Consider the following 20,962-nt stretch of genomic DNA (forward strand, 5'->3'; position numbering starts at 1 on the left):
TGACGGCACCAGCAGCAGCAGTTCCTTTATGACCGCGCTGCGCGGCGGCGCGAAACGGGTCCTGTTCACCGGCGGCGAGCTTGTTCCCGGCGTCACCCGACGACAAGGGAAACGGTGCTCGCCCTGCTCCGGGGACGCGGCGGCCCGTCGCGCGAAGTGGCGGACCATGCCCGCTGGTCAGGTATTCGACGAGGAGGTAGGTCGCCCGGCTGTTCCACGTGAGAGGCCACGGGGAAAGGCCCACGGGCTGAAGGGGCGTTCAGCGCAGGGGCAGGAGCATGACGTCGTACAGGGGCGCGTCCGGGAACGGCAGCAGCTCGCCCGCCCGCCGGTATCCCCACCTCTCGTACAGGGCCCGCAGGCGCGGGCGTTCCCGGCGTACCAGCAGGTGTGACCGTTCCTCCCGCCGGTGGCTCATCAGTTCGTCGTGCATCGCACGCGAGATGCCGTGCCCGCGGTACGCCGCGCGCAGCATGTTCTCGCAGAGCTTGAACGTGACCCCGTCCCTGCCGGTGAAGCCGTACGTGAACCCGGCGACGGAACCGCCGACTTCGGCCACCACGCACGCCCAGCCCGGCGCCGCGGTATGCCCGTCCAGGCGCTCCTCGAACCGCTCAACGGAGAAGAACGGGTCGCCGGCGATGTCGGCCGCGTACACCTCGGAGTACACCTCCAGAATGGTGCCGCGGATCTCCGGCAGCCGTTCACGGGTGTAGTAGGTGGTCGTCGGCAGGTCTACGGACATGAGGCCGTCATCCCCCGGTACCGGTCGAAGAATTCCGCGGCCCCGGCGGGGCCGCGGCCGAGTAGATCGTCGCCGAGCTGCCGCAGGCGATCCTCGATGCGAGGACTGCGGACGCCGGGCAGTACGGCAAGCGCGTTGTTGCCTGCGGCAAGGGCTTCGTCCAGTTCGCCGGCTGCGGCCAGGATGCGTCCCAGGCGCACGTGAGCTGCCAGCTTGTTCCGCTGCAGCGATGTCTCCTGCAGCACGGCAAGGGAGCGCCTGGCTGCCTTGACCGCTGCCGGGTACTGGCGAAGGTCCCTGTGGCACAGTGCGGCAGCGCCCGAGATCTCGCCCGGGTTGAAGAACGCGAGCCACCGTTGCGGTGCCATCGCCGGGCCACGGTCGTGGGCCTGCTCGGCCTGCAGCAGCGATCGGGCGCAAGGACCGCGGTCGCCTTGTACCGAGTGCCCGCGGGCGACCCGGGTGTGCAGCAGGGCGGAGAGGCGTGACTCCCGTCGCCCTCGCGTGGCATCGAGCGCGGCGCGGGCGATCATCACTGCTTCACCGCCATGGCCGAGCTCGCTCGCCTGATGGGACATCGACGACCAGATCCGCGTCTGAAGTTGCTTGTCACTGGCCAGTAGGGCGTACCGGAGCGCGGTGTCCCACCAGCGCCGTGCAGTTCGCTGCCGTCCGGCGTCGAAGTTGAGCCACCCCGCGGTGGTGGCTACCTCGCCGAGCGCCCGGTACAGCCCGGTCTGTACGCGGTCCCCGTAGGTGCAACGCCGCGCTGCCTGTTCGACGTACTCGATGTATTGAGCCGCGATGTCGGCAAGCGTTCCGCCTCCGTACTGGTCGTCCAACTGATGAAGCTTCGTGGCTGCGGCGCGGACTCGCTCGACATCGGCCACGCCGAGTCGTCCCGCCATGGGCAGAGCCGGGAGCGGGAGGAGGCTGCCGGTGAGACCGAGGACGAACTGGCGGCGGTGCACAGGCGGTTCCTGGGGAGGGTCTGGTGCCCCGACAGTAACCCCGGGCATGCTGTGCCCGCGAGAGGGGGCGCGAAAGCCCAGCTTTTCGGCGGGCCACCCAAACACTTCCTCCAGCGCGCGCCGACTGTGTGCGCGAGGCCATGCCACCTCGCCAGACAGCCAGCGGCGGACCACACGCGCGGAGGCGCTGCCGCGTCTGCCGGTGAGTCGCTCGGTCGCGTCGTTGACCGATTCGGCCAGCCCTTCATGGGTGTAGCCGCCGTCCACCACCAGCTGCCGGAGCGTGTGATTGGGCTGAAGTCTTGCCATTCGCCGATCCCTTGCGTCGATGAGATCAGCGTAGCCAGAGTGACGACTCGGTGACCCGTTGTGAGCTGAAACGTCCTCCTGGCGTGAAGTGGCCCAGCAGTCCACCGTCCTTTCCCTGTCGGCCTGATGGGCGCACGGTAAGTACGTCTTTTCCCCTCAACGATCAGGAAGGCGTTGTGATGACCACTGACATGCCCGGGTGGATTCCGGATGAGGGGGTGGAGTCGTTGCCGTGCGGGCGGTGGTTCGACGGGGTGCAGTTGCCGGCGTTTGTCGGGTTGCGGGTTGTCTCGCGGTTGCGGGAGCGGTCGGGGCCGGTCGTTCAGGATCAGGTCGCGGATGTGCTGACGTGGCTGGTGCGGCCGGGTGCGGCGGTGGGGTGGGAGGAACGGGCGCCGGGGGTGGACATCATGCGCGGGCCGCGGGTGGTGGCGGTGCCGCCCGCGTCGTGGTGTGAGGGGCCGTGGACCGGTGGCGCGGCCATCCGGTGGTTGATCCGCCCGACTCCGACGTGCCTGACCGATCCGCCGGTGCTGCTTGAGGCACTTCGGCACGTGCTCCCACCGCGGGGAGGCCGCCGTGCGTGACGCGCCGCTGCCCGTTCTGCTGATGGGGCTTGATCTGGAACGGGACCTCTCGCCGCGGCAGGGGTCCGGGACTGCTTGTGTGCTGTGCCGGGCCTGGCTCGGGCAGCGCCCCGGCGAGCGTTCCCGCGTCCTGGCCACCGTGAACGGCCGCCCGCTGCGTGCCTGTTCCCCGGCCTGCGGGGGGCGGCCGTGAACGCGGGTGTGCTGGTATCGGTCGAGGTGGACGCCGCCACCATCGCCCGCGGGGATCAGGTCATGATCGGCGGCCAGCAGTTCACCGTTACGGATATGACCGCGCTGCGCGGCGGCGCGAAACGGGTCGTGTTCACCGGCGGCGAATCGCTCGTGATGACGCGTGCCACCGTGCTGTGGGCCGCCCGCCACCACCCCCGCCGCCACCGCCCACGACACCCACCGGCAGGCACGCCCTGAGACCGGGCCGCCACCCGCGACCACCGAGGGGTAGCGCTTCCGGCCGGGCGGGCACGTTCGCCCTCCCGCGGAACGGAAGCGGCGCCCGGCGGCGGGCTGTTGGGGGTGGGGCGCGGGTGGGTGTGCTGTGTTACCGTGGCCGGGTTCGCGCGGACTGCAGGTGCCGCGCCACGAGATCCCGGAGGTGAGTGTGATGGCTGTCGCAAAGACCGCTGCCCTGCGCAGCGCCCGGACCATCCTCACCTCCCGGGCCCCGGTCTGACCCCCGCGTCCTTCCTCGGGGCCCCTTCCCCAAGGGTTCTCTCATCGTGCATTCCTCACCATCCCCCTACGGCGGGCTGTCCGCCTACGGCTGGGACGATTCACTCGAACTCTCCTTCGCGGCGCACCGCGCCGCCGGACACGAGCCGGTCCGCGTGATCGCCGTCGACCGCGGCCGGTGCGACGTCGCCGCCGCCGCGGGGCCCCTCAGGGCCGTCACCGGTCGCGGTCTCGACCCGTGCACCGGCGACTGGGCGGCTCTCACGCCCGGCGCGGAGCCGCGGCTGGCCGCCCTGCTCCCGCGGCGCACGGCCATCGTGCGGGCCTCGGCCGCCCGCGACTCCCACGGTCAGGTGCTGGCCGCCAACGTGGACACGGTCGTGGTGGCCGTGTCGCTGACCACCGCGCTGGACGCGGGCCGGTTGGAGCGGCTGCTCGCCCTGGCCTGGGAGTCGGGCGCCAGGCCGGTGGTGGCCCTGACCAAGGCGGACGGCACGGAGGACGTCTCCGACGTGCTCGCCGGGGCGGCGGCCGCCGCGCCCGGGGTGGACGTCGTGGCGACCAGTGCGGTCTCCGGGGAGGGGCTGCCGGAGCTGACGGCGCTGCTGACCGGGACGGTGGTGCTGCTCGGCCCGTCCGGCGCCGGCAAGTCCACGCTGGGGAACGCGCTGCTCGGCGCGGACCGCCTGGCCACCGGGGCGGTGCGCGAACGGGACGACAAGGGCCGGCACACCACGGTGCGCAGGGAGCTGGTCCCGCTGCCGGGCGGTGGCGTGCTGATCGACACCCCGGGGCTGCGCGGCGTCGGCCTGCACGACGCGGCGGAGGGCCTGGATCAGGTCTTCCCCGAGATGGAACGGCTCGCCGCGGACTGCCGGTTCGCCGACTGCGCGCACGAGACGGAGCCGGACTGCGCCGTGCTGGCGGCCGTCGAATCGGGTGAGCTGCCGCCGCGCCGGCTGGCCAGCTACCGCAAGCTGCTGCGGGAGAACGCGTGGGCCGCCGCCCGCACCGACGCCCGGCTGGCGGCCGAGCAGGCGGACCGGTGGAAGACGCTCAAGCGGCACCAGCGGGCGATGTACCGGTTCCGCGACCGGCAGCGGTAGACCCCGTTCCCGCGTCGCCGCATTGACCGCGCGAACGGGGGCGCCCGGCCCGGGCCGGGCGCCCCCGTCGTGATGCGCCGCTATCCGCGCGGGGCGTGTCCTGCGCCTCGGGAAGAGCTGCGGTGCGCCTTCAGCGCCGCCGCGGCACACACCAGGCCGAGCAGGCAGATGATGCCTCCCGTGATGACGTTGCTGAGGATGATGCCGGCATCGGGCCCATCACCGACCAGCCAGGGCGAGACGATGAGCCAGGCGCCGATCACGACGATGGCGTGGCTCATGCCGTACATCCGCTCAGGGGCCCGGCTGAACCCCAGGGCCAGCAGCGCCACCGCGATCCCCGCGATCAGGTTGGTGGTAGCCAGCTCGGGCTGGCTGTCGTTGAAGTGCACCGCCCATGCCGAGACGGCTGCGTACAGTCCGGCCAGGAACACCGGGCCGTCGGCGAACACCACGTCGCGCCCGCCCATGACACGGGAGTAGCGCTCCCGCATCTCCCTTTCGTCGGGGTGTCCCGCGAGATCGCCCCGCTGGCGGTGTGAGACGTCGGACATGCGACCGGCCTCCTTCGATCTGTTCACAGGCACTTTCGATATGCCCGCAATGGGCCATTTGAGTAATTCAGGACCTTGAGTACCCCCATCACGGCCGGATATGTGATGGGACCGTTACCACCGAGCGAACACCCCCTCCGCGCGGACAGCGGGCGGCGGCAGGGCGGACGCGGGGGCGGGACATCACCGCTGGCCAGCGGCACCCCGACGGAGCGCGACGGCCGGGCGCGGAGCGGGAGCACCCCCTTGCGGGGGGTCACCGGCGAGGGGGGCAAACGGTTCCATACGACGCCGTATGGGTATACGGTACGTTACCGTTCAGTCATGCCACGACCAGCAGGACGAAGCCGTCTGTCGGCCGCGGACTGGGCGGAGGCGGCCCTGGCCGCGCTCCGCGAGGGGGGCGGGCTCGCCGCCATCGCCATCGAGCCGCTGGCGGCCGGGCTCGGCGCCACGAAGGGCAGTTTCTACTGGCACTTCGCCAACCGCGAGGCGCTGATCGAAGCCGCGCTCGCCCGCTGGGAGACCTCACAGACCGAAGAGGTCATCGCCGCCCTCGGCCAGGAGCGGGACCCGCTGGCGCGCATTCGCGAACTCTTCTCCACCGCAACGGAGATGGCGACGCGGGACGCCACCGAGCTGGTGCTGCTCGCCGAGGCGGCGCACCCGCAGGTCGCGGCCGTCCTCCGACGGGTCGTCACCAGGCGGCTCGACTACCTCACCGGGCTGTTCGTGGAGCTGGGCCTCGACGCGGCCGAGGCGCGCATCCGCAGCGTTCAGACGTACTCCGGCTACCTCGGCCGGGCCCAGCTGGCCCGCGCCGTTCCCGACGTCATGTCCCACGGCGAGGACAACCGCCGCTATCTGGACGCGGTCCTGGAATCGCTGCTCGGCCGCTGAACGCGGCGGGCACGGCGGGCACGGCGGGCATCGCGGACGAAGCTCCGGGGCGGGCCCCTGAATTCCCGCGCCCGGAGCTACTCGCTCCCCCATGAGGCCGCTCGCTCGGCCGGTTGCACGGGTTCCCGTGCGCCCCGGGGGCAAACCCCGCCGTGTCGGCCGCGCCGCGGCGGGTACCCGGGGGCTCCCCAGCAAGCCACGGCGAGGAGGAAGCCATGCAGCAACGGGGAAGCGATCGTCTCAGCCCCCACCGGGACGACGAGATGAAGCACGAACTCCAGGGCATGCTGCGCGGTGATCACCCCAACAGGGCCGAGGACTGGCGGGACCCGGAGCCGGGCGCGGACGACGATCCTGCGCTGGCCGACGGCCCGGTCCCGCCCCGCGGCGCGACGACGACCGAGGAGGCGGAGCGCGAGGCGTTCCGCTTCGAACTGGCCCGCCACCTGCGCCGCACCGCCTTCCCGGCCGACCGCGAGGAGTTGCTGCGCACGCTGGCCGCCGAATACGCGCCGGACGACCTGGTCGAGACGGTCCGCGGCCTGCCGGACGGCCGTTCCTTCGCGAACGTGCAGGAGGTGGTCGACGCCCTCGGCCGCAAGCCGGAGGCGTGACAACTCCCGTACGGGCCACGGGCCACGGGCCCTGCCGCGTCAGGCCCGTCAGGCCCGTCTGGCCCGTCAGGCCGGCTGGACCAGGTCGTAGCCGCGGTCGGCCAGGCGGGGCAGGCAGTGCCGCAGGGCGGCGACCGTCTGCGCGCGGTCGCCGCCGCCGTCGTGGGCGAGCACGATGCCGCCCGGATGGGCCCTGCCCAGCAGGGTGTCGGCGATGCGGTCGCTGCCGGGACGGGACCAGTCGGCGGTGTCGACGGACCAGTCCAGCGGCCGCATGGCCAACTCGGCGCAGATCTCCAGGCTCGCCGGATGCCAGACCCCGTAGGGCGCGCGGGCCCACCGCGGCGGTTCGCCGAGAACGTCCCCGATCACCTCGCTGGTGCGTGCCAGCTCCTCGCGGACACTCTCGCGCGGGATGCGGTCGAACCGCGGATGGCTCCAGGAGTGGTTGGCGACCAGGTGCCCGTCCGCCGCGATGGCCCGCAGCAGGTCGGGCTGCCAGACGGCGTTCTCGCCGATGACGAAGAACGTGGCGGGCGCGCCGTGTTGCCGCAGCAGGCCGAGGACCTGCGGGGTCCACGTGGGGTGCGGGCCGTCGTCGAAGGTGAGCGCGAGCTTGCGGCCGGTACCGGGCAGGATGCGGACCGGCGTGAGCCGCCCGGCGGCGGGGGCGGCGCGCGCGCCGCCGCCCGCGGCCTGCCGCTGTCCCGGTGCCCCGGCGTCGGCGCCGCCGGAGCCCAGCGGCCTGCCCGCGGTGGTGGAGTCGACCAGCAGCCGGTTGAGCGCGAGCAGGCCGACTCCCGCGGCGGCGGCGAGCAGCGTGCGGCGGGTCACTCGGGGGCGACGCGGCACACTCGGCTTGTACGACTTACCAGAAGAGTCGGATGAGTCGGACGAGTCGGACGAGTCATATGACATGAACGGCATGCCTCACTGTGCTCACGCCGCCCCGCCGCGACCGTCCGCCGACACCGGCCCCCGGCCCACTGCACCCGTTCGGCGCACGCGGCACCGGCAGGCGCGAACCGTATACGGGAGCCCCGCGGCCTCCGGGGACTCACGCCGGGGGCCCGGCCGCCAGGGCTCGTTCCGCTCGGGCCAGGACCTCCGTCACGCGCAGGCCGAAGTGCGCGTCACACGCGTGCGCCTCACCCGTGCGGGCCGACGCGAGCAGCGCGTCGAACGCTCGCATGAACGGCCGGACCGCGCCGCCGTCCGCACGTTCCGGCAGGGTCGATATGCCCGCGCTGCCCCGCAGCTCAGCCGTCACCGACGACGCCTGCGGCGGCATCGTGTGCGTCAGCGTCAGCGCGCTCGACGCGCCCGAGGCGTGCCGCAGCGCCAGGTGCACCAGGTCCCCAGGACCGCTCGCCGCGGTCACGCCGGTCACCTCGCCCAGCGGCGGCAGCAGCAGCGACAGCGCGTGCGGGCCCACATCCCACAGCGCGCCCCGTTCCTTGCGCCACTGGGAGGTCGAGTACGGGGTGTCCGCCCCGCCGAAGACCGGCGAGAACCAGTCCGCGCGGCCCGCGAGCCAGCCGTCGGTCGCGCTCTGCGCCGCGACCCACGCCGACGTCTCCGGGGCGAACCGCAGCGTGAAGAAGACCACCGAGGCCACGCCCGACGCCGTCACCGCGTCCGCGACCGCCCGTGCCGCGGGCACCGCCGTCGCCACCGGCTTGTCCAGCAGCAGGTGGCAGCCCGCCGCGGCGGCCCGCGCGGCCAGCGGCGCCTGCACGTCGGGCGGCAGCGCGAACGCGACCGCCTCGCAGTCCGCGAACAGCGCGTCCGCGTCCGGGTAGGCCCGGGTGTCCAGCCGCCCGGCCAGCTCCTGGGCGGCCTCGGCCCTGCGGCCCCAGACGCCGACCAGCTCGGCCTCCGGATGCTCCATGAGGGCGGGGCCCTGGGTCAGCCGCGCCCACGGGCCGGTACCGAGCAGACCGATTCTCATCTCTTCCGGGCCTCACTTCTGATCACTTTTTCTGATCTCTGACGTCCGCGCCCACCCTAAGGCCGCCGCCGCGGCATGGTTCACGCCCCCTTAACAGCCGGGCAACGGATGGGAAATCGCAGGTCGCGAAGCTACGAGCAAGCTACGGGCAGCGCATGCCGCGCGCCCGCGGACCCCGCGCACGCCCGCGCACACCCGCACACGCCCGCACACCAGCCCGCCCCCGAGGAGCACGACCGTGAGCTACAAGGCCGAGTACATCTGGATCGACGGCACCGAGCCGACCGCCAAGCTGCGCTCCAAGACCAAGATCCTCGCGGACGGCGCCGCGCCGCCGGAGTGGGGCTTCGACGGATCGAGCACCAACCAGGCCGAGGGCCACGCGTCGGACTGCATCCTCAAGCCGGTCGCCTCCTACCCCGACCCGATCCGCGGCGGCGACCACCGGCTCGTGCTGTGCGAGGTCTACAACGTCGCCGACGGCGCCCCGCACGCGTCCAACACCAGGGCCAGGCTCCGCCCGGTCGCCGAGCGCTTCGCCGCCCAGGAGCCGATCTTCGGCATCGAGCAGGAGTACACGTTCTTCCAGGGCTCCCGGCCGCTCGGCTTCCCGGAGAACGGCTTCCCCGCCCCGCAGGGCGGCTACTACTGCGGCGTCGGCGCCGACGAGATCTACGGCCGCGAGATCGTCGAGGCGCACCTGGAGAACTGTCTGAAGGCCGGGCTCGGCCTCTCCGGCATCAACGCCGAGGTCATGCCGGGCCAGTGGGAGTTCCAGGTCGGGCCGCTCTCCCCGCTCGAGGTCTCCGACCAGCTGTGGATCGCCCGCTGGCTGCTCTACCGCACCGCCGAGGACTTCGGCGTGTCCGCCACCCTCGACCCCAAGCCCGCCAAGGGCGACTGGAACGGGGCTGGCGCCCACACCAACTTCTCGACCAAGGCCATGCGCGAGGGCTACGACGCGATCATCGCCGCCTGCGACGCCCTCGGCCAGGAGGGCAAGCCGCTGGAGCACGTGCGCAACTACGGCGTCGGCGTCGAGGACCGCCTCACCGGCGCCCACGAGACCGCGCCGTGGGACCAGTACAGCTACGGCGTGTCCAACCGCGGCGCCTCCGTCCGCATCCCCTGGCAGGTCGAGCGGGACAAGAAGGGCTACATCGAGGACCGCCGCCCGAACGCCAACTGCGACCCGTACGTCGTGACCCGCCTCATGGTGGACACCGTCTGCACCGAGCTGGAGAAGGCCGACCTGGCCTGACCGCTCCCTCACACGTCTCCCCGGCCGTGGCCGGCAGCTCGGGCGCGGTTCCGGGGAGACATCAGGTTCCGGGGGAACATCAGGGGCGCCCGCCCGCGGCGGGCGCCTTTGGTGTATCTGAGTACACCCACGGCCAGGGCTGCCGCCCCCCGTGACGGCCGCCCGCGGCAGGCAGCAGACTTGGGGGAGCACTCACGGGACAGGAAGGCACGCGCACATGAACGGGCAACGGGTACGGAGCGCGCTGCTGGCCGCCGCACAGGGACTGCTGCTGTCGCTGCTCTCGCTCGGCGTCTCGCTCCTGCTGTTCATCCTCTTCGTCCTCTCCCTGGTGTTCGTCGGCCTCGGCATCGGCCTCTTCACGACCCCCGTGATCGTCGACGCCATCCGGGCCCACGCCAACCAGCGCAGGACGTTCGCGAAGGACTGGTACGGCATCAGCATCCACGCCGGCTACCGCCCGCTGCCCGGCGGGCCGCTGCCCGGCGGCCCGCGGCCGGGCCTCGCCGGGCAGGTCGAGCGCACGGTGCACATGCTGAAGGACCCGGCGACCTGGCGTGACGTCGGCTGGCTGTTCGTCGACGCCGTCGCGGGCTTCGTCACCTCCATGCTGCCGTGGGCGCTGTTCGGGTACGCCCTCTACGGCCTGGTCCTGCTGTGCGGGGTCTGGCAGCCGATCGTGGACGCGGGCGGCACGTACTGGTTCACGTTCGTGCCGATCTCCTCCTGGTTCACCGCGGTGCTCGCCGCCCTCACCGGCCTCGCCCTCGCCGGCATCGCGCTCCGCTGGAACCCGCTGCTCCTCACCGGCCACTTCCAGATGACCCGCGCCCTCATCGGCGCCTCCGAGAAGCGGCTGCTCGCGCAGCGCGTCGCCCGGCTGACCGAGACCAGGCACGACGCGCTGGACAACTCCGCGGCCGAGCTGCGCCGCATCGAACGTGATCTGCACGACGGCGCACAGGCCAGGCTGGTCGCCATGGGCATGAGCCTCGGCACGATCGAGGCGCTGATCGAGAAGGACCCCGAGCAGGCCAAGCACCTCCTCGCCCAGGCCAGGGAAAACTCGGCGGAGGCCCTGTCCGAGCTGCGGGACCTCGTCCGCGGCATCCACCCGCCCGTCCTCGCGGAACGCGGCCTCGGCGACGCCGCCCGCGCGCTCGCGCTGCGCATGCAGCTGCCCGTCGAGGTCGACGTCGAGCTGCCGGGACGCCTGGAGGAGCCCGTCGAATCGGCCGCCTACTTCGCGATCAGCGAGATCCTGACGAACGCGGCCAAGCACGCCGAGGCCGAGCGCGCCTGGCTGGACATCTACTACAACGGCACGGCCAGGACGCTGCGCATCGCCATCACCGACAACGGCCGCGGCGGCGCCAGCCTGGAGGCCGGCAGCGGGCTGCGCGGCCTGGAGCGCAGGCTCGGCGCGTTCGACGGGGTCCTCGCCATCAGCAGCCCGGCGGGCGGGCCGACCCTCGTCACCATCGAGATCCCCTGCTCCCTGGCCGAGCCGGGCCACCGCACCGCGCTGCGCTGACCCCGGGGCGGCGGGGGCCCGTTGCCGGAACTCCGCCGCCGCTCCGCCCCCACGTCACCTGAACGCAGTCGAACTGCCGTACGCTACCCCCTCGTTGAGAGTCCACGACCCCACGACTCAACGAAGGCGGCACTGCATGCCACGCTCGTTCACGGCCGCGGCGGCCCCGGCGGTCCTCGCCGCGGCGGCCCTCCTCCTCACCGCGTCCCTCCCGGCCCAGGCGGGCGCCCCCGCCGCCACGGTCGCCCCCGCCTACTCCGCGACCACCTCCGTCGGCGTGCACAACGCCTACGAGACCGGCACCTTCCCCTACTTCGCCGACGCCCTCGACTCCGGCGCGGGCCTCCTCGAACTCGACGTCTGGACCAACTTCTCCGGCAGCGGCTGGCGGGTCTCCCACAGCAACCCGATCGGCAACGACAACAACTGCGAGAACGCCGCCACCGCCGCCGACCTGCGCACCGGTCCCGTCAACCAGAGCCTGGCCGGCTGCCTGGCGGACATCCGCGCCTGGCACGAGGCGAACCCGGGACACCCGCCGATCCAGCTCAAGATCGAGCTGAAGGACGGCTTCGCCGACAACCTCGGCCGCGGCCCCGACGAGCTGGACGCGCTGATCAACGACATCCTCGGCGACGCCGTCTACGGCCCTGGCGACCTCACCGCCGCCGGCGGCCACGCCACGCTGGACGAGGCCGTGCGAGCGGGCGGCTTCCCCGGCCGCGCGGAGCTGGCCGGCCGGTTCCTGGTGCACCTCATCCCCGGCACCGTCGAACAGGGCAACCCGTTCGACCAGTTGTGGACCGACGAGGAGTACGGCACGCACCTGCGCGACCTGGCCGCGGCCGGTACCCTCGACCGGGCCGCCGCGTTCCCCGCCGTGCTCGGCGCCGAGGCGGGCGACCCGCGCACCAGCCGTTACGAGGACGCCGCGATACGCCCGTGGTTCGTCGTCTTCGACGGCGACGCCACCGCCTATACCCAGGGCGGCATCGACACCACCTGGTACACCGACCGCGACTACCTGCTTATCATGACCTCCGCCCACAGCGTCCCGCCCGCCATCGACCCCGTCAGCCCCGGCGAGGCCGAGGCGCTGGCCCGCGTGCACGAACTGGCCGCGGCCGGCGCCAGCATCGTCACCTCCGACTGGTCCGGCCTGCCCACCGTGCTGTCGACCGTCGTACCGCGCGGATAGGCTGAGGCCCTGCCCCACCGAGATACGGAGAGCCCCGTGCGCGTTGTCCTCGCCGAAGATCTGTTCCTGCTCCGGGACGGTCTGGTCCGGCTCCTGGAGGCGCACGACTTCCAGATCGCCGCCGCGGTGGACAACGGCCCGGGGCTCACCCGCGCCCTCGCCGACCTGCGGCCCGACGTCGCCATCGTCGACGTCCGGCTCCCGCCGTCGTTCACCGACGAGGGCCTGCAATGCGCCCTCCAGGCCCGCAGCGAGCAGCCCGGCCTGCCCGTTCTCGTCCTCTCCCAGCACGTCGAACGTCTGTACGCGCGCGAGCTGCTCGCGGACGGCAACGGCGGCGTCGGCTACCTGCTGAAGGACCGCGTCTTCGACGCCGACCAGTTCATCGACGCCGTCCGCCGCGTCGCCGCGGGCGGCACGGCCATGGACCCGCAGGTCATCCAGCAGCTCCTGGCCCAGCGCGGCGGCCACAACACCCCGTTGGAACGGCTGACTCCGCGGGAGCGCGAAGTCATCGAGCTGATGGCACAGGGCCGTTCCAACGCGGCCATCGCCGAGCGGCTCGTCGTCACCGAACGGGCCGTCGCCAAGCACACGTCCAACATCTTCACCAAGCTCGGCCTCCCCCCGTCCGACGACGACAACCGCCGCGTCCTGGCCGTCCTCACCTACCTCGAACGCTGAGCCCTGCCCTCAAGGCTCCCTCAGAGCCCCTCCTCAAGGCGCGGCGTCCCAGGGCGTGTTCGGGGCCTGAGTGGTCTCCTCCTCCAGCCACCCGAGGTACTCCGCGCTGCCGTGGGTGATCCCGGTGGCGATGATCTCCGGGGTGTCGTACGGGTGGGTGGCACGGATGTGGGACTCCAGGGCCGGGTACCGGGAGGTCGTGGTCTTGTACAGGACGCGCCACTCCTCGTCCGTCTGGATCTCGCCGTTCCAGCGGTAGACGCTGGTGACCGGGCCCTCGATCTGGGCACAGGCGGCCAGGCGGTCCGCCACGGCAGAGCGGGCCAGGGCTTCCGCCGCGGGCCTGCTGCCGGTGGTGGTGAGGACGGTCAGGTGGCCGGACATGTGCGTCTCCTTCGTCGGTGCGCCGCCAGGACCCAGGACCCTACCGCCGTCCGGGGGTCCGGCTCGTACCGGTGTGCGTTCGTAACCGGGGCCGGGGAGGCTCGTTCTGCCGGATGTGTCTCCCACCGATGTGTCTTCTCCTCATGTGCGGCCCGCGCCGGGGCTGAGCCAGGCCGAGGCGGCGCTGGTCGAGCACTACCCGCGGCTCGTCCGGCTCGCCTATCTCGTGCTGCCGTCCGATTCCGGACGGCACCGGCGGGTGCTCGCGGCGCATTCCGTGGCGCAGCGGGCGCTCCCCCGCGGCAAGGCAGGTGAGGGGGGTGCCGGGGTGCCGCCGCAGCGCGCGGAGGCGGACGCGGGGTACGCGTTCCTGCGGATGCGGGTTTTGCGGGCGGCGCTGGAGCAGGGCCGTCCCGGATGGCTGCGGCACGTGCCGCGGGCGCTGCCGCAGGTGGTGGGGCTGCGGCTGTTCCCGCGCGGCGGGGAGCCGGACGAGCTGGAGCAGGAGTTGTCGGAGCTGCCCGCGGCGGCCCGCGCCGCGTACGCGCTGCGGCGCCTCGACGGGCTCGGCGCGGCGGCGGTCACGGAGTTGCTGCGGGCCGCGGGCGTTCCGGAGGAGCGGGCCGGGGCCGCGGTGGCGGCGGCCGAGGAGCTTGCCGACGCGGCCGAGCCGGCCGATCCCTGCGCGCTCCAGGCGCGGCCGCCGGATCTGCTGCGCCGCCGCCGTCACGCGCGCACGGCCCTGTTCTGCGGGATCGCGCTGGCGGTGGCCGCGGGCACGGTGGCGTTCCTGCCGGACGGCTGGGGCCCTGACGGGGCCGCGGCGCCGCCGTACAGCGAGAACGCCGCGGCCGAGGCGGCGCTCGACCCGCAGGGTTTGCGGCGCATTCCGGAGGACGTGTGGCAGCGCGCCTCGCGCAGCGATTTCTCGGTGTGGCCGGCGCGCGGTTCCGCGCTGGAGGACACGGGGCTGCTGCGCCGCGCGCTCGCGGTGTGGGCGCGGCCAGGCGACGGCGTCTCGGTGTCCGCGACGCCCGGTACGCAGACCGGGCCGGCGCCGGGCCCCGCGCAGTTGCTGTTCGCGGGGGAGGCCGGCGGGGCGTCGGTGGTGCTGCTGTACGACGGGCTGCGGCTGGTGCGGTACGCGGAGCCGGTGGGGGCCGAGTCGGGCGGTGCGGCGCTGGACTTCGCGCGGGTGGACGGGGCGGATCTGCTCGGGGCGTCCGCGGTGGTGGTCGGCCGCAGCGACGGCAACACCCGTTATCTCACGGCCCCGTGGGTGACGAAGACGGAGCTGCGCGATCTGGCGGCCGGCGGCGGGGGAACGGCGCCGGTCGACGTGGACGAGCACGGGGTGACGGACGCGGTGCGCACCCCGGTGGCCGGGGCGGCGGCGGGCGGGGGCGCGGCGCCGTGCACGGAGGTGCCGGTGCTGGAGATCACGGCGCAGGGCGCTGATGTGCCGTTCATGCTGGCCGATCTGGGTGAGCTGGCGCCTGCGCTGCTCACGCACGGCGCGCCGGGCGAGGGGCGGCAGGTCGCGGCGGACGCGGAGGCGCGGCAGCGGTGGGCGCGGCTCGCCTGCAATCTGTCGACCGCGAACGGGAACGGGGTGCGGGCGGTCAACGCCTGGCAGTTCGCCGAGCAGCGGCTGCCGGACGGCGGGGGCGCCGCGCAGTGGGTGTGCACGAGGGCCGAGACGTGGCGCGGGGCGGGCAGCAGGTCGCTCGCGCAGTTCGTCGCGCCGGAGCGGCGGCCGGGTGAGCCGGCGTCGGTGACGGCGAGCGCGGAGGACAATCCGGCGTGCGGGCCGCGCGAGACGCGGGTGCTCAGCGGTGTGCTGTGGCAGTCCCCCGAGAAAGCCTGGTACCTGGTGGCGGCGGGCAGCGAGCAGGTGTCGGCGATCGTCGCGGAGGGCGGCGTGACGGGGCGCGCGGAGGGCAGGACGGCGGCGTTGCCGGCCGAGGAGGGCGCGCAGGCCGAGCTGAAGGCGGAGCTGGCGGACGGCGGCGAGCTGTCGATGCTGAGCTGAGGTGCGGCGCGGCGCTGCGCGCGAACGGGAACCCGGGGGCGCCGGGCCGCGTCACATCACCATGAGGAAACGAGCGATTGTGGGCATACTGCCCGTTGTTCTGCTGCTCGGTGCCTGTGGGGAGGAGTCCGCCGATTCCGGCGCACCGCCGGCCGGCGGCTCCTCTCCTGAGCCGCCCGCGGACAGGGGCGGTCAGGACGGTGCGCAGTATCAGGTGTCAGGCGCCGTGCTCCAGAACGGGGATGGCGAACCGATGCTCTGCTCGGGGCTGGCGTATTCGATGCCGCCACAGTGCGGCAACGGTCTGCCCGTTGAGGGCTGGGACTGGGACGCGGTGGCGTCGGAGTCCGCCGCGGACACCACGTGGGGGCACTATGTGCTGACCGGCACGTGGGACGGCGAGCGGTTCACGTTGACGGAGCGGCCGGAGACCGAGGCGCCGGACGAGGTCGCGCCCGCGCCGGAGGAGCCGGAGGTGCCGCCGGCCGACCGCAGCGCCGAGGAGCTGTCACAGGCCCGGCAGGAGCTGATGGCGGAGTACCCCGACGATGTCCTGTCGGCGCACGTCGACGAGGAGAGCCGCGTGGTCCGGGCCGATGTGGTGGCGGACACGCCCGAGTTGAGACAGTCGCTGGCCGAGGACTTCGGCGAGGGCACCGTCGTTCCCGAGGGCTGGCTGCGGCCGGTGACCGACGGGGGCTGACGGCGGTCACCGGCCGCGGGGCGGTGCGGCACCGGAACGTCAGATGTGCCGGACGCCGTTCAGTACGGCACGGCCGGCCACGTGGCCGCTCTCGCCCCGCTGCGTCCGCGCGTCGACGCTGAACGAGGCTCCGGCCGCCGGTACGGCGCCGGGTCCCGGGGCGCCGCCGCCGTCGCAGGTGCGGGCGCCGGTGTGGAGGGCAACGGCGGTGTTGCCGCCGAGGGTCGCGGTGAACCGGCCGGAGCCGTCGACCGTGAGGGACCGGCCGCTCTGTACGTCGCAGTAGGTGCCGGCGGCGAGCGAGGTCTGGAAGGTGTGGGTGAGGGAGCCGGATTCGTGGTTGATGGCCACGTAGGCCCGGCTGCCGCGCCCGAAGGCGATGGCGTCGTTCCCGTTGTCCCACCAGTTGGTGACGGCCTGGCCGCGGCTGACGTTGCGGAACTCGACCATGGACTCGATCTCGGGCCAGGCGTGCTGGCACTTCCAGCCGTCCTGCCAGCAGGCGTTCACGTTTCCGTTGTTGGGCGGGCCCGCGTCGTGATTGCTGAACTCGTAGCCGGAGTGGACGTCGGGCGCGCCGTAGGGCCAGGCCAGCATGAAGACGTTGGCCAGGGTGTAGTTGGCGCCGCTGTTGTAGTTGAGGGTGGAGCCGTTGCGTTCGGTGTCGTGGTTGTCGACGAACACGGCGGTGCCGTTGCTGGGCATGTAGCCCCAGCCCTCGCCGTAGTTGCGCAGGTAGGCGAGGCTCTCGTTCTCGAAGACCCGCTTGAGGTCGCGGCCGTAGCGGAACTCCTGGACGTCGCCGGTCGCCCGGTACTCGTCGGGACTGATCGCCTCGCCCGCGCCGAAGATCGCCTCCTGCTTCCAGTAGACGCCCGGGTCTGACAGGCGGGAGCGGATGTTGGCCAGGTCGGCGGCCGGGATGTGCTTGACGGCGTCGATGCGGAAGCCGGCCACGCCGAGGGACAGCAGGTCGTTGAGGTAGTCGGCGATGCGCCCGCGGACGTAGTCCTTGCCGGTGTCGAGGTCGGCGAGGCCGACCAGTTCGCAGTTCTGCACGTTGTAGCGGTCGCCGTAGTTGTCGCCGATGTCGCGGCGGCAGGAGTGGAAGTCCCAGTCGCTGTACGGCGCGGCCGGGTAGTCGTACTTGGTGTAGGACGAGCCGCCGGTGCCGGTGCCGGAGCCGGCCGTCATGTGGTTGATGACCGCGTCGACGACGACGCCGACGCCCGCGTTCCGGCAGGTGGAGACCATGTTCTCGAACTGGGCGCGGTTGCCGAGGCGGCTGTTGATCTGGTAGCTGACCGGCTGGTAGTTGGTCCACCACTGGTTGCCCTGGATCTGCTCCTGGGGCGGGGAGACCTGCACGTATCCGTACCCGGCAGGACCGAGCCGCTGGGTGCACTCGCGGGCGATGGAGTCGAAGTTCCAGTTGAAGAGGACGGCGGTCACGTCCTTGGCCCCGGGGGGTGCGGCCTGGGCCGCGGGGGCGGTGGCGGTCAGTGAGACGACGGCGGCCGGTACGGCGACGAGACCGGCGAGGACGGCACTGGCGAGGCGCCGGAGCCGGGCGCCCGGCCCTCGGCGGCGCGGTCCTACCTGGCGACGAGCGGACAAGATGCCTCCTGGAGAGGTGAGGTGCGGCCGTGGGAGGCAACGCGCCGTGCCCGCGAGGCCGACTGGCATGAGACGGCACTTGCTGCAAGAAGTTGCATGGATGAACGTAAAGGCGGCCCGTTGAACGGTCAAGGGACAGGACAGGAACGAGAAATGTTCGCGTCATCTGCCCGCAACACCTTTCGCAAGAACTTGCGCGCTGCTACCTTTCAGGCAGCCCCCCGGTCGGCCGAGGGCCCAGCGGCCCCACGCGCCCGGCCGGCCGGGGGATGCGGGGCCGCGGTGGCGGCGCACGAAGGCGGTGGCCGGTCCGCCGCGCCGGCGTTCAGGACCGAACGGGCGGCCGTTCAGAGGGCCTTGGCCGTTGAGCCTCTGACCACCAGTTCCGGTTGGAAGACGAACTCGGTGTGCTGGACCAGGTTGCCGTTGATCTCTTCGAGCAGCGCGTTCACCGCGGCGCTCGCCATCGCCCGTACCGGCTGGCGCAGCGTCGTGAGCGGCGGGTCGGTGAACGCGAACAGGTCGGAGTCGTCGTAGCCGACGACCGACACGTCCCGCGGCACGTCGAGGCCGCGCTGCCGGACGGCGCGGATCGCGCCGAGCGCCATCATGTCGCTGCCGCAGACGATGCCCGTGCAGCCCGCTTCGAGCAGCGCCGCGGCGGCCGCCTGGCCGCCCTCGACGCTGAACAGCGAGTGCCGCACGACGCCTTCGTCCGCGGTCTCCTCCCGGAAGCCGGCGACCTTGCGCCGCACCGGCACGAAGCGGTGCGGGCCGACGGCAAGGCCGACGCGGCGGTGGCCGAGCGCCCGCAGGTGCTGCACCGCGATGCGGGTGGCGGCGGCGTCGTCGGGCGAGACGAACGGGGCTTTCACCCGCGGATTGAACCCGTTGATCAGCACGAACGGCACCCCGCGCCCGCTCAGCCGCGCGTACCTGGCCGGGTCGGCCGTGGTGTCGGCGTGCAGTCCCGACATGAACACAATGCCGGTGACGCCGCGTTCGACGAGCTGGTCGACCAGCTCGTCCTCCGTCGCGCCGCCCGGGCTCTGCGTGCACAGCACGGGCGTGTAGCCGTGCCCGGCCAGCACCTGCTCGATGACCTGCGCGAACGCGGGGAAGATCGGGTTGGTCAGCTCGGGGATGACCAGCCCGACGAGGCCGGCGCTGCGCTGCCGCAGCCGCACCGGCCGTTCGTAGCCGAGCACGTCGAGCGCCGCGAGCACCCGCTGTCTGGTGGCCGCCGCCACGCCCGTCTTGCCGTTGAGCACCCGGCTGACCGTGGCCTCGCTGACCCGGGCCTGCTCGGCGATGTCGGCCAGCCGGGCGGGCTGCGGCAGCGCCGCGCCCGGCTCAGCCACGGCGGCCTCCCGGGCTGACGTGCCCGCGACGGCCCGGCCGCGCGGCGCGCCGTTCGGCAGCGCTCACGCCTGCCACCACACGGTGGTGTCCGGCGGCAGCGTGCTGCCCGCCGGGCGGTGGCCGCTGGCCAGCAGCGCGTGGCCGGACTCCGTCAGCAGCTCGGGCAGCGGCACGGGCGCTTCTGTGGTGTTCACGGCGCAGACCAGGACGGAGCCGTCCGCGCCGCGGCGGCGGAACGCGAGCACGCCCGCGGGCGCGGCCAGCCACTCGACGGCGTCGCCCGCGCCGAGCGCCGGGTGGTCCCTGCGGATGGCGAGGGCCGCCCGGTACAGCTCCAGGGTCGACTCGGGGTCGCCGGTCTGCTCGGCGACGGCCAGCTTGCCCCAGTCGGCGGGCTGCGGCAGCCAGCTGCCGCCGCTGCCGAAGCCGTAGGACTCGCCCTGCGCAGTCCACGGTATCGGCACGCGGCAGCCGTCCCGCAGACCGTCCTGCCCGTCGGATTCGGCGCGGGCGCCGCGGCGGAAGAACGCGGGGTCCTGCCGCACCTCGTCGGGCAGGTCGGTGACCTCGGGCAGCCCCAGTTCCTCGCCCTGGTAGATGTACGCGGAGCCGGGCAGCGCGAGCATCAGCAGGGTCGCGGCGCGGGCCCGCGCAGGGCCGCCGCCGAGCCGGGTCAGGTGGCGCACCACGTCGTGGTTGGACAGCACCCACGTGGTGGGGGCGCCGACGGGCCGCATCGAGTCGAGCGAGGAGTCGATGACGCGGCGCAGCCCTGCCGCGTCCCACGGGGTGTTGAGGTAGTGGAAGTTGAACGCCTGGTGCAGCTCGTCGGGGCGCACGTACAGGGCGGTGCGGTCGGCGGTGGGGGTCCACGCCTCGGCGACGCCGATGCGCGGCTGCGGGTACTCGTCGAGGATCTGGCGCCACGAGCGGTAGATGTCGTGCACGCCGTCCTGGTCGAAGAACGGCAGGACCTGCGTGCCGAGCATCTTCAGCTGCTCGGCACGGCCCATGTCGGGCAGCCCCGCGGCCTTGACCAGGCCGTGGGCCACGTCGATGCGGAAGCCGTCGACGCCCATGTCGAGCCAGAAGCGCAGCAGGGAGCGGAACTCGTCCCGCACCGCCCGGTTCTCCCAGTTGAAGTCGGGCTGCTGCGGGGCGAAGAGGTGCAGGTACCACTCGCCGGGCGTGCCGTCGGGGTTGTCCGTGCGGGTCCAGGCCGGGCCGCCGAAGATGGACTCCCAGTCGTTTGGCGGCCGTTCGCCCGCCTCGCCCTGGCCCGGCCTGAAGTGGTAGCGGGCGCGCAGCGGGGAGCCAGGGCCTTCGCGCAGCGCGCGCTGGAACCATTCGTGCCGGTCGGAGGAGTGGTTGGGCACGAGGTCGACGATGATCCGCAGGCCCAGGTCGTGGGCGTCGCGGATGAGGGCGTCGGCGTCGTGCAGGTCGCCGAACATGGGGTCGATGGCACGGTAGTCGGCGACGTCGTAGCCCGCGTCGGCCTGCGGCGAGGCGTAGAACGGGCTGAGCCAGACGGCGTCGACGCCGAGCCCCGCGAGGTACGGCAGCCGGCTGCGGATGCCTGGCAGATCGCCCATGCCGTCGCCGTTTCCGTCGGCGAAGGACCGCGGGTAGACCTGGTAGATGACCGCGTCGCGCCACCAGTCGGGCCGGCTGCCGGTGACGCCTGCGGGGTCGCTGGTCGGCTGGGTGCGGTCGGCGAGGTGCTGGGTCATGTCATCCCTGGGAGTGTCGCGTGC

At 73.1% G+C, this 20,962-nt stretch carries 21 protein-coding genes; 11 read left to right on the top strand and 10 right to left on the bottom strand.

Going from position 1 to position 20,962, the window contains the following annotated elements; genetic code table 11:
* Positions 1-259: 259 nt before the first annotated feature.
* From RM779_RS16355 to RM779_RS16365, 3 genes are all read right to left on the bottom strand, one after another.
* The gene (locus tag RM779_RS16355) at positions 260-745 is read right to left on the bottom strand and encodes a GNAT family N-acetyltransferase (RefSeq protein ID WP_311618425.1); all 486 of its coding nucleotides are present in this window, start codon (positions 743-745) and stop codon (positions 260-262) included.
* Positions 736-2,025, bottom strand: a complete 1,290-nt coding sequence (locus tag RM779_RS16360) for a tetratricopeptide repeat protein (RefSeq protein ID WP_311618426.1) — start codon at positions 2,023-2,025, stop codon at positions 736-738. Before RM779_RS16360 ends, RM779_RS16355 begins: the two co-directional genes overlap by 10 nt.
* Positions 2,026-2,353: 328 nt before the next feature.
* Complete coding sequence (locus RM779_RS16365; RefSeq protein ID WP_311618427.1) at positions 2,354-2,509, bottom strand: hypothetical protein; 156 nt, start codon at positions 2,507-2,509, stop codon at positions 2,354-2,356.
* Positions 2,510-2,604: 95 nt separating this feature from the next.
* Here RM779_RS16365 and RM779_RS16370 point away from each other — a divergent pair, with 95 nt between their 5' ends.
* The 3 genes from RM779_RS16370 (at position 2,605) to rsgA (ending at position 4,411) form a co-directional block, all read left to right on the top strand.
* Positions 2,605-2,805, top strand: coding sequence for a hypothetical protein (locus RM779_RS16370; RefSeq protein WP_311618428.1), 201 nt, complete (start codon positions 2,605-2,607; stop codon positions 2,803-2,805).
* Positions 2,802-3,044 carry a hypothetical protein gene (locus RM779_RS16375; protein ID WP_311618429.1) on the top strand — a complete coding sequence of 81 codons (243 nt, stop codon included), beginning with the start codon at positions 2,802-2,804 and terminating at the stop codon, positions 3,042-3,044. The genes RM779_RS16370 and RM779_RS16375 overlap by 4 nt, the downstream gene beginning before the upstream one ends.
* A 305-nt stretch (positions 3,045-3,349) precedes the next feature.
* Positions 3,350-4,411, top strand: a complete 1,062-nt coding sequence (rsgA, locus tag RM779_RS16380; protein ID WP_394813315.1) for a ribosome small subunit-dependent GTPase A — start codon at positions 3,350-3,352, stop codon at positions 4,409-4,411.
* Between the two features lie 80 nt (positions 4,412-4,491).
* Here rsgA and RM779_RS16385 read toward each other — a convergent pair whose 3' ends face one another.
* Positions 4,492-4,965: an SPW repeat protein gene (locus RM779_RS16385; RefSeq protein ID WP_311618431.1), complete on the bottom strand. Its 474-nt coding sequence runs from the start codon at positions 4,963-4,965 to the stop codon at positions 4,492-4,494.
* Positions 4,966-5,289: 324 nt separating this feature from the next.
* On the opposite strand from RM779_RS16385, the gene RM779_RS16390 reads away from it, so the two are divergent.
* Both RM779_RS16390 and RM779_RS16395 read left to right on the top strand, forming a co-directional pair.
* Positions 5,290-5,865, top strand: a complete 576-nt coding sequence (locus RM779_RS16390) for a TetR/AcrR family transcriptional regulator (RefSeq protein ID WP_311618432.1) — start codon at positions 5,290-5,292, stop codon at positions 5,863-5,865.
* A gap of 215 nt (positions 5,866-6,080) precedes the next feature.
* Entirely contained in the window at positions 6,081-6,479 is a 399-nt protein-coding gene (locus RM779_RS16395) for a DUF2795 domain-containing protein (protein ID WP_311618433.1), read from the top strand.
* A 66-nt stretch (positions 6,480-6,545) separates the two neighbouring features.
* Here the strand turns inward: RM779_RS16395 and RM779_RS16400 are convergent, their stop codons facing one another.
* Both RM779_RS16400 and RM779_RS16405 read right to left on the bottom strand, forming a co-directional pair.
* Positions 6,546-7,331 carry a polysaccharide deacetylase family protein gene (locus RM779_RS16400; protein ID WP_311618434.1) on the bottom strand — a complete coding sequence of 262 codons (786 nt, stop codon included), beginning with the start codon at positions 7,329-7,331 and terminating at the stop codon, positions 6,546-6,548.
* 205 nt (positions 7,332-7,536) lie between these two features.
* Entirely contained in the window at positions 7,537-8,430 is an 894-nt protein-coding gene (locus RM779_RS16405) for a Gfo/Idh/MocA family protein (protein WP_311618435.1), read from the bottom strand.
* 238 nt (positions 8,431-8,668) lie between these two features.
* Between RM779_RS16405 and glnII the strand changes: the two genes are divergently transcribed.
* The 4 genes from glnII (at position 8,669) to RM779_RS16425 (ending at position 13,107) form a co-directional block, all read left to right on the top strand.
* Positions 8,669-9,691: a glutamine synthetase gene (glnII, locus tag RM779_RS16410; protein WP_077061855.1), complete on the top strand. Its 1,023-nt coding sequence runs from the start codon at positions 8,669-8,671 to the stop codon at positions 9,689-9,691.
* 217 nt (positions 9,692-9,908) lie between these two features.
* Positions 9,909-11,225 (top strand): sensor histidine kinase, encoded by a 1,317-nt coding sequence (locus RM779_RS16415; protein ID WP_311618436.1) that lies wholly within the window; start codon positions 9,909-9,911, stop codon positions 11,223-11,225.
* Positions 11,226-11,361: 136 nt separating this feature from the next.
* Complete coding sequence (locus tag RM779_RS16420) at positions 11,362-12,423, top strand: phosphatidylinositol-specific phospholipase C domain-containing protein (protein WP_311618437.1); 1,062 nt, start codon at positions 11,362-11,364, stop codon at positions 12,421-12,423.
* Between the two features lie 36 nt (positions 12,424-12,459).
* Positions 12,460-13,107 carry a LuxR C-terminal-related transcriptional regulator gene (locus RM779_RS16425; protein WP_077061852.1) on the top strand — a complete coding sequence of 216 codons (648 nt, stop codon included), beginning with the start codon at positions 12,460-12,462 and terminating at the stop codon, positions 13,105-13,107.
* 33 nt (positions 13,108-13,140) lie between these two features.
* Here RM779_RS16425 and cutA read toward each other — a convergent pair whose 3' ends face one another.
* A complete protein-coding gene (gene cutA, locus RM779_RS16430; RefSeq protein WP_311618438.1) occupies positions 13,141-13,491 on the bottom strand; it encodes a divalent-cation tolerance protein CutA in 351 nt (116 codons plus the stop codon).
* A 130-nt stretch (positions 13,492-13,621) separates the two neighbouring features.
* Between cutA and RM779_RS16435 the strand changes: the two genes are divergently transcribed.
* Both RM779_RS16435 and RM779_RS16440 read left to right on the top strand, forming a co-directional pair.
* Positions 13,622-15,523 carry a hypothetical protein gene (locus tag RM779_RS16435; protein WP_311618439.1) on the top strand — a complete coding sequence of 634 codons (1,902 nt, stop codon included), beginning with the start codon at positions 13,622-13,624 and terminating at the stop codon, positions 15,521-15,523.
* Between the two features lie 79 nt (positions 15,524-15,602).
* Positions 15,603-16,226: a hypothetical protein gene (locus tag RM779_RS16440; RefSeq protein WP_311618440.1), complete on the top strand. Its 624-nt coding sequence runs from the start codon at positions 15,603-15,605 to the stop codon at positions 16,224-16,226.
* Positions 16,227-16,265: 39 nt separating this feature from the next.
* On the opposite strand, the gene RM779_RS16445 is transcribed toward RM779_RS16440, so the two are convergent.
* The 3 genes from RM779_RS16445 to RM779_RS16455 all read right to left on the bottom strand — a co-directional run bounded on the left by RM779_RS16445 (position 16,266) and on the right by RM779_RS16455 (position 20,938).
* Entirely contained in the window at positions 16,266-17,843 is a 1,578-nt protein-coding gene (locus RM779_RS16445) for an alpha-amylase (RefSeq protein WP_394813309.1), read from the bottom strand.
* A gap of 347 nt (positions 17,844-18,190) precedes the next feature.
* Entirely contained in the window at positions 18,191-19,204 is a 1,014-nt protein-coding gene (locus tag RM779_RS16450) for a LacI family DNA-binding transcriptional regulator (RefSeq protein WP_311618441.1), read from the bottom strand.
* Between the two features lie 63 nt (positions 19,205-19,267).
* Positions 19,268-20,938 (bottom strand): glycoside hydrolase family 13 protein, encoded by a 1,671-nt coding sequence (locus RM779_RS16455; protein ID WP_311618442.1) that lies wholly within the window; start codon positions 20,936-20,938, stop codon positions 19,268-19,270.
* Between the last annotated feature and the right edge of the window lie 24 nt (positions 20,939-20,962).

The sequence above is a fragment of the Streptomyces johnsoniae genome, from assembly GCF_031845565.1.
Classification (GTDB): Bacteria; Actinomycetota; Actinomycetes; order Streptomycetales; family Streptomycetaceae; genus Streptomyces; species Streptomyces johnsoniae.